10 protein-coding genes are annotated in these 7,280 nt (G+C 73.7%); 8 read left to right on the top strand and 2 right to left on the bottom strand.

What is annotated here, in order from left to right; translation table 11 throughout:
- Positions 1-823 (top strand): hypothetical protein (locus tag ABZV78_RS06390; protein WP_355635865.1); only part of this gene is annotated, 823 nt, incomplete at its 5' end.
- Here ABZV78_RS06390 and ABZV78_RS06385 read toward each other — a convergent pair.
- Both ABZV78_RS06385 and ABZV78_RS06380 read right to left on the bottom strand, forming a co-directional pair.
- On the bottom strand, positions 783-1,307 hold the full coding sequence (locus ABZV78_RS06385; RefSeq protein ID WP_355635863.1) for a potassium channel family protein: 525 nt from the start codon (positions 1,305-1,307) through the stop codon (positions 783-785). The two genes, ABZV78_RS06390 and ABZV78_RS06385, sit on opposite strands and share 41 nt — an antisense overlap.
- A 109-nt stretch (positions 1,308-1,416) precedes the next feature.
- Positions 1,417-1,596, bottom strand: a complete 180-nt coding sequence (locus ABZV78_RS06380; protein WP_355635861.1) for a DUF4236 domain-containing protein — start codon at positions 1,594-1,596, stop codon at positions 1,417-1,419.
- Between the two features lie 244 nt (positions 1,597-1,840).
- Here ABZV78_RS06380 and ABZV78_RS06375 point away from each other — a divergent pair, with 244 nt between their 5' ends.
- From ABZV78_RS06375 to ABZV78_RS06345, 7 genes are all read left to right on the top strand, one after another.
- Positions 1,841-1,918 (top strand): putative leader peptide, encoded by a 78-nt coding sequence (locus ABZV78_RS06375; RefSeq protein WP_349881247.1) that lies wholly within the window; start codon positions 1,841-1,843, stop codon positions 1,916-1,918.
- Between the two features lie 141 nt (positions 1,919-2,059).
- The gene (locus ABZV78_RS06370) at positions 2,060-3,094 is read left to right on the top strand and encodes an ABC transporter substrate-binding protein (RefSeq protein ID WP_355635860.1); all 1,035 of its coding nucleotides are present in this window, start codon (positions 2,060-2,062) and stop codon (positions 3,092-3,094) included.
- On the top strand, positions 3,091-3,906 hold the full coding sequence (locus ABZV78_RS06365) for an ABC transporter ATP-binding protein (RefSeq protein ID WP_355635858.1): 816 nt from the start codon (positions 3,091-3,093) through the stop codon (positions 3,904-3,906). The genes ABZV78_RS06370 and ABZV78_RS06365 overlap by 4 nt, the downstream gene beginning before the upstream one ends.
- Positions 3,899-4,762 carry an ABC transporter permease gene (locus ABZV78_RS06360; protein WP_355635856.1) on the top strand — a complete coding sequence of 288 codons (864 nt, stop codon included), beginning with the start codon at positions 3,899-3,901 and terminating at the stop codon, positions 4,760-4,762. The genes ABZV78_RS06365 and ABZV78_RS06360 overlap by 8 nt, the downstream gene beginning before the upstream one ends.
- Before the next feature lie 11 nt (positions 4,763-4,773).
- Positions 4,774-6,108, top strand: a complete 1,335-nt coding sequence (locus ABZV78_RS06355; protein WP_355635854.1) for an LLM class flavin-dependent oxidoreductase — start codon at positions 4,774-4,776, stop codon at positions 6,106-6,108.
- Positions 6,105-6,668: a flavin reductase family protein gene (locus ABZV78_RS06350; protein WP_355635853.1), complete on the top strand. Its 564-nt coding sequence runs from the start codon at positions 6,105-6,107 to the stop codon at positions 6,666-6,668. The genes ABZV78_RS06355 and ABZV78_RS06350 overlap by 4 nt, the downstream gene beginning before the upstream one ends.
- Positions 6,650-7,276, top strand: coding sequence for a malonic semialdehyde reductase (locus tag ABZV78_RS06345; RefSeq protein ID WP_355635851.1), 627 nt, complete (start codon positions 6,650-6,652; stop codon positions 7,274-7,276). Before ABZV78_RS06350 ends, ABZV78_RS06345 begins: the two co-directional genes overlap by 19 nt.
- Positions 7,277-7,280 lie beyond the last annotated feature (4 nt).

The raw sequence follows: 7,280 nt of genomic DNA, 5'->3' as shown, positions 1-7,280 counted from the left end.
CACCCTGGCCCTCGCGTCCGCCGGGAGCGACGTCGGCGGCGCGGAGGCCGCGCTGCGGGTGGTGGCCGAGTTCGCCGACCGGCTGCGCGGCCGGCGGCTGACCGTGCTGGTGCTCGCCGACGGCGGCGCGGAGCTGCCGGCCCGGCTGGGCGTGGCGGAGGCCGCCCTGCCCGCGGACGTCGCCGTGCACGTGGTCCCGGGCTCGCCGGACCGGCTGCCGGTGGCGCTCAAGGCGGCCGGCGCGGCCGGGGCCCCACTGTTCACCGTGGTCGACGGCGGCGAACCCGACGCGGCCCTGCTGGCCGCCGCCGCGTCCGGCCGCCCGGCTGAGGTGCTGCTGGTCACGGCGCCCGGCCGCTCGCTGCGCCCGGCGCTGACCGGGGCCGGCTTCCCGCTGGTCACCGAGGTCGAGCTGGTGCCGGCCGACGGCGGGCCGGCCCGGCTGCTCGGCTACGCCACCGGCTCGGACCGTGGCCTGGAGGCGGTCAAGGACGCGCTCTGGGCGGTCGACGAGTATGCCGGGGTGCGCTACCGCGACCCGGCCGACCCGGCGGGGCGGCTGCTCGACATCAGCCTCGACCCCGAACCCGGCCCGCTGCGCCGCGAACTGCTGGCCGAGCTCACCCGCTCCGGCCCGCGTACGGTGACCGAGCTGCGCCGCTTCGCCGCCACCTCGACGGTCTACCGGGCCGCCGACGCGAACCGGGCGCTCACCTCACTGCTCGCCGCCGGCGCGGTGACCCGCGACCCCGGGCACGGCCGGCTCGGCGGGGACACGGTGATCAGCGCCGGGTCGGGCGGGGCCGCTGCGTCATCTGCTTGACCACGATGGACGCCCCGGTGGCGATCACCCCGATGCTGAACACCATCTGCGCGCAGACCACCACCCGGGCGATCTGCCCCTCGGCGTTGACGTCGCCGTAGCCGACCGTGGTAAGCGTGGCGAGCGCGAAGTAGAGCGCGTCGATCCGGGTCCGCATGCCGTGGAACTCGCCGGGGCGGCTGCTCGCCACCACGTAGTCGGCGAGGGCGAAGACCAGCAGCCCGGCGATCAGCGCCACGGCGAGCCGGATCAGCGCGCGGGTCTCCGCCTCGCCGGTCGGCTGGGTGGCGGCGACCTGGCGGCGCACCTGGCCGGTGACCAGGAACGCGACCACGAGCACCAAAACCAGGGTGCCGGCGGAGCGCAGGGCGAGCCGCAGGCCGTTCGGGTCCGGCGCGACCGGGACGAGGAAGTAGGCGAGCAGCAGCAGCGCGACGGCCGCCGCGGCCCGCCGCCGCTCCCACCGGAAGGACTGGTCCGCCACGGCACGATTCTCCGTGGCGCCGGGGTTCCCGTCGGCGGAACGACGAAGCCGGCCCGGACGCCGAGCGGGGTGCCGGTCAACCACCGGCACCCCGCGCGACCTCGGGACGTCACGCCCGGGACTTGTCCTGCTTCCAGGAGAGCGGCCCCGGCAGGTCCACGCGGTGGGCGCGGGTGTTGGAGTTCCACGACCAGCGGCCGATCTTGAAGCTCCACGACGAGAAGCCGTTCTCCGTGAAGTGAAGGATCAGCGGACCGTACTTCTTGCGCTTGCGGAACTGGATGCCCATGGGGTCCTCCTTCGTCGTCTCCCTGCCTCTGCGGCATCGAACATGCCCGAAACGGCGGTTCGCGAAACCCGGTCGGATCCGGTCTGGACGGTGCCCGTCCCACCCGTCACAATCTCTATCCAACGGGTAGGTGTTAAGGGGCGGTAAATGCTGGTGGTGACGGGTTGTAACAGAGCCAGCGACGCAGGTCTCACTCTATGGAAGGGCATTGACCGGCGCGGAGAACGGTCGGCAGCATGAGGTCATGTCGCAGCGGGACGAGCTTCTCCTCACCGCTCGCGTGCACGTCGACCTGGTCCGGCACGCGAGCGCGCTCTGTTGAGCTGACCGCTTCCGGTCGTCGCATCTCCTCCGCTCGTCCGCTCCCGTCGCCGGCGCATCGTGGCCCGGCCGGCAGCGGCGCGCTCTCGCGCCCCCCACGGGCTCTCGCCACCGCATCGTGGACAGATCAGGAGACCTCTCCATGCCCTCCACCCGTCAGTCGCTGCGGCGTACCCTCGCCGCCGCCGTCACCCTGCTCGCCCTCACCGCCGCCGCCGGTTGCGGCGCCGACGCCGCCGCCGGCGGCAGGCAGACCAAGGAACTGCGCTACCAGGGCTCGGTCGGCCAGGTGACCCTCCCCGAACTCGCCGCCGACCTCGGCTACCTCGGCGACGTCAAGCTCGACTGGATCGGCAACGTCACCGGCGGCCCGGCCGACATCCAGGCCACCGCCACCGGCCAGACCGACTTCGGCGGCGCCTTCAACGGCGCCATCGTCAAGCTCCAGGCCGCACACGCCCCGATCACCGCCGTGGTCGCCTACTACGGCTCCGACGCGCAGACCTTCCAGGGCTACTACGTGCTCGAAGACAGCCCGATCCGCGGCCCGCGCGACCTGATCGGGAAGAAGGTCGGCATGAACACCCTCGGCGCGCACGCCGAGGCGGTGCTCAAGACCTGGCTGGCCAAGGGCGGCCTGACGCCCGCCGAGGTCGCCAAGGTCGAACTGGTCGCGCTGCCCCCGGTCAACATCGAGCAGTCGCTGCGGCAGCAGCAGATCGACGTCGCGGTGCTCGGCGGCGTGATCCGCGACAAGGCGGTCGCCACCGGCGGCGTCCGCACCGTCTTCACCGACTACGAGTTGCTCGGCGCGTTCAGCGGGGGCAGCTACGTCTTCCGGGACGACTTCATCAAGCGCAACCCGGAGACCGTCCGGGCGTTCGTCACCGGTGTGGGCAGGGCCATCGAGTGGGCGCGGACCCAGCCCCGGGAGACCGTCATCGCCCGGCTGGAGTCCATCATCACCAAGCGCGGCCGCAACGAGGACCCGTCCCTGGTGAAGTACTGGAAGTCCAGCGGGGTGGCCGGGAAGGGCGGTCTGATCAGCGACCGCGAGTTCACCACCTGGATCGACTGGCTGGCCGACTCCGGCGAGCTCAAGGGCGACCGGCCGAAGCCCGGCGACCTCTACACCAACAGGTTCAACCGGTTCGCCACCGACGGGGGTGGCGCGTGAGCACCGACAAGATCCTCTTCGACCGGGTGACGAAGGTCTTCCCGGGCCGGCGGGGCGGCGGCGCGGTCACCGCGCTCGACGAGCTGACCCTCGGCGTACGCCCCGGCGAGTTCCTGGTCGTCGTGGGCCCCAGCGGCTGCGGCAAGTCCACCCTGCTCGACCTGCTCGGCGGGCTCTCCGCCCCGACCGGCGGGCAGGTGCTGGTCGACGGCCGGCCGGTCAGCGGGCCCGGCCTGGACCGCGGCATCGTCTTCCAGCAGTACGCGCTGCTGCCCTGGCGCACCGCCGCCGGCAACGTCGCGTTCGGGCTGGAGGCCAAGGGCGTGCCGCGCGCGGAGCGCGCCGACCTGATCGCCCACCACCTCGACCTGGTCGGGCTCGCCGGGTTCGCCGACCGCTACCCGCACGAGCTGTCCGGCGGCATGAAGCAGCGGGTGGCCATCGCCCGCAGCCTCGCGTACGACCCCGACGTGCTGCTCATGGACGAGCCGTTCGCGGCGCTCGACGCGCAGACCCGCGACTCGCTCCAGGACGAGCTGGTCCGGATCTGGCAGGCCACCGGCAAGACCATCGTCTTCATCACCCACGGCATCGACGAGGCCGTCCACCTCGGCCAGCGGGTCGCCGTGATGACCTCCCGCCCCGGGCGGATCAAGGAGGTCATCGACATCGAGCTGGGCGACCGCGAGGCGGAGGAGGACCTGCGCTCCTCCGACGCGTTCCGGCACCACCGGCACCAGATCTGGACGCTGCTGCGCGACGAGGTGCGCGCCGCCCAGTCCGCCGTACGAGAGGAGGCCCGCGTTGGTTGACATCGCCGAACGGCCCGCCCGCCCGGCGGCCCGGCCCACCGTATCCCCGGCGGCGGCTCCCGCCGCCGCGTCCACCCTGCCCGGACGGCTGGTCGGGCTCGGCGGCCGGGCCCTGCACCGCAGCGTCGCGCTGCTCGCCCTGGCCGCCGTCTGGGAGACCGCACCCCGCGCCGGGCTGGTCGACCGGGTCTTCCTGCCCCCGCTCTCCGAGGTGCTCACCGCCTGGTGGACGTTGCTGCGCAACGGGCAGCTCGCCGACCACGTCGGCGCCAGCCTGACCCGCTCGCTCACCGGGCTGGCCCTGGCCGTGGCCGCCGCGATCCCGCTCGGCCTGCTGATCGGCTGGTACCGGCCCCTCGCCGACCTGCTCAGCCCGCTGCTGGAGGTGTTCCGCAACACCGCGGCGCTGGCGCTGCTGCCGGTCTTCGTGCTCATCCTCGGGCTGGGCGAGACCTCCAAGATCGCCCTCGTGCTCTACGCCTGCTCCTGGCCGATCCTGCTGAACACCATCGCCGGGGTGAAGGGCGTGGACCCGCTGCTGATCCGCTCCGCCCGCTCGATGGGGCTCAACCACCTGCGGCTGTTCCAGAAGGTGATCCTGCCGGCGGCCGTGCCGACCATCTTCACCGGTGTCCGGCTCGCCGGGGCGTACTCGATTCTCGTGCTGGTCGCCGCCGAGATGGTCGGCGCGAAGGCCGGGCTCGGCTACCTCATCAACTACGCGCAGTACAACTTCGCGATCCCCGACATGTACGCCGGGATCATCACGATCTCCGCCATCGGCCTGGTCGTCAACCAACTCCTCGTCGCCGGAGAACGCCGCTTCTCCACCTGGCGCGTCGACGTCACCGCCTGAGAGGAACCCCCATGTCCCGAACCCTGCACCTCAACGCGTTCCTGATGGGTGTCGGCCACCATGAGGCGGCCTGGCGGCACCCGCGCACCGACCCGCGCCGAATCGCCGACGTGAAGCACTTCCAGGAGCTGGCCCGGATCGCCGAGCGGGGCACCCTCGACTCGGTGTTCCTCGCCGACGGGCTCGCCGTGGGCCCGGCCGTCCGGCACAACATCCAGGCCGTCTTCGAACCGCTCACCCTGCTGGCCGCGCTGGCCACCGTCACCGAGCACATCGGCCTGATCGCCACCGCCTCCACCACCTACAACGAGCCGTTCAACCTGGCCCGCAAGTTCGCCTCGCTGGACCACCTCAGCGGCGGCCGGGCCGGCTGGAACATCGTCACCTCCGCCCAGGCCCGCGAGGCGCGCAACTTCAACCTCGACGACCACCCGGCGCACGCCGAGCGCTACCGGCGGGCCGCCGAGTTCGTCGACGTGGCGATCAAGCTCTGGGGCAGCTGGGAGGACGACGCGCTGGTCCTCGACACCGCGGCCGGCGTCTTCGCCGACACCGACCGGGTGCACGACATCGCGCACCGCGGCGAGCGGTTCCGGGTGCACGGCCCGCTGAACACCCCCCGGCCGCCGCAGGGCCGGCCGCTGCTGGTGCAGGCCGGCTCGTCCGCCGACGGCATCGCGTTCGCCGCCCGCTACGCCGAGGCCGTCTTCACCGCCCAGCAGACCCTCGCCGACGGCCAGGCGTTCCACGCCGAGCTGAGGCGAGCGACCGCCGCCGCCGGCCGGGACCCCGACGGGGTCAAGGTGCTGCCCGGCATCGCGCCGGTGATCGGGGGTACGGAGTCCGAGGCCCGTGCCCTCGCCGACGAACTGGAGGCGCTGATCGTGCCCGAACACGCCCTCGCCCAGCTCTCCGGAATGACCGGTCTCGATCTCACCGGGCTGCCGTTGGACGGGCCGCTGCCCGACCTGCCCGACGACACCGCGGTGCAGTCCCACCAGAGCCGCTACCAGCTCGTCGTCGACCTGGCCCGGCGGGAGAAGCTCACCATCCGGCAGCTCATCGGCCGGCTCGGCGGCGGGCGCGGGCACCGCGTGGTCGCCGGCACCCCCGAGCAGATCGCCGACCAGATCGAGCTCTGGTTCACCCAGGGCGCCGCCGACGGCTTCAACGTCATGCCACCCCTGCTGCCCCACGGTCTGGAGGCCTTCGTGGACCACGTCGTACCGCTGCTGCGCCGGCGCGGCCTGTTCCGGCACGAGTACACCGGCCGCACCCTGCGCGAGCACTACGGGCTGCCCCGCCCGGCCAGCACCTACGCCGACCGAGAGCTGGTGACGGCGTGACCACCGTGGACCGGCCCGGGGCCGGCACCGTCGAACTGCGCCCGGTCGACGCCGACACGTTCCGCGGGCTGCTGCGCCGGCAGGCGTCCACGGTCACCGTGGTCACCACCCCCGGCCTGCACGGCGGCCGGCGCCTGCCGTCGCTGCCGGCGGCCGGCTTCACCGCCACCTCGTTCACCTCGGTGTCGCTGGACCCGCCGCTGGTGTCGTTCTGCCTCGGCCGCGAGTCGTCGACCTGGCCGACCGTGGCCCGCGCCGAGCACGTGGCCGTGCACCTGCTCGCCTCCGGGCAGCAGGAGGTCGCGAAGATCTTCGCCACCAGCGGGATCGACCGGTTCGCCGCCCACCCGGGCTGGGAGACCGGGCCGTTCGGGGTGCCGCTCATCGCCGACGCCCTGGCCGTGCTGCTCTGCCGGGTGGTCCGCCGGGTCGACGCCGGCGACCACACCCTCGTGCTCGCCGAACCGCTGGCGCTCGGCGCGGGCGAGGACGGTGACCCGCTGGTGCACCACCGCGGTGGCTACACCACCACGCTGGGCGCGTGGCCGGAGACGTGGTGAGCGCACCCGCCACCGACCTGCTCGCCCTCGACCGGGCCGCCCAGGCCCTGCTGTTCCGGGCGGCCCGGACGGCCAACGCGTTCACCGACGAACCGGTCGACGAGGAGCAGGTCCGGGCGATCCACGACCTGGTCCGGAACGGCCCGACCGCGATGAACGCCCAGCCCCTGCGGGTGCTGCTGCTGCGCTCGGCGCCGGCCCGGGCCCGGCTGCTGCCCCACCTCAGCTCCGGCAACCGGGACAAGACGGCGGGGGCGCCGCTGACCGCGGTGCTCGCCGCCGACGTGGACTGGCACGACCGGCTGCCCGAACTGTTCCCGCACCGGCCCGGCGCGCGGGACTGGTTCGCCGGCGACCCGGCCGGCCGGGAGGCCCAGGCCCGGCTCAACGCCGCGCTCCAGATCGGCTACCTGCTGGTCGGGGTGCGCGCCGCCGGGCTGGCCGCCGGCCCGATGGCCGGGTTCGACACCGCCGGGGTGGAGCGGGAGTTCTTCCCGGACGGCCGGCACCGGGTGCTGCTGCTCATGAACATCGGCCGGCCGGCGCCGGACGCCTGGCGGGAGCGGCTGCCCCGGCTCGACTACGCCGAGGTGGTCAGCGTCCTCTGAGGCG

Source organism: Micromonospora sp. NPDC004540, from assembly GCF_040610095.1.
Taxonomy (GTDB): Bacteria; Actinomycetota; Actinomycetes; order Mycobacteriales; family Micromonosporaceae; genus Micromonospora.
This window is presented reverse-complemented; position numbering and strand designations above follow the sequence as displayed.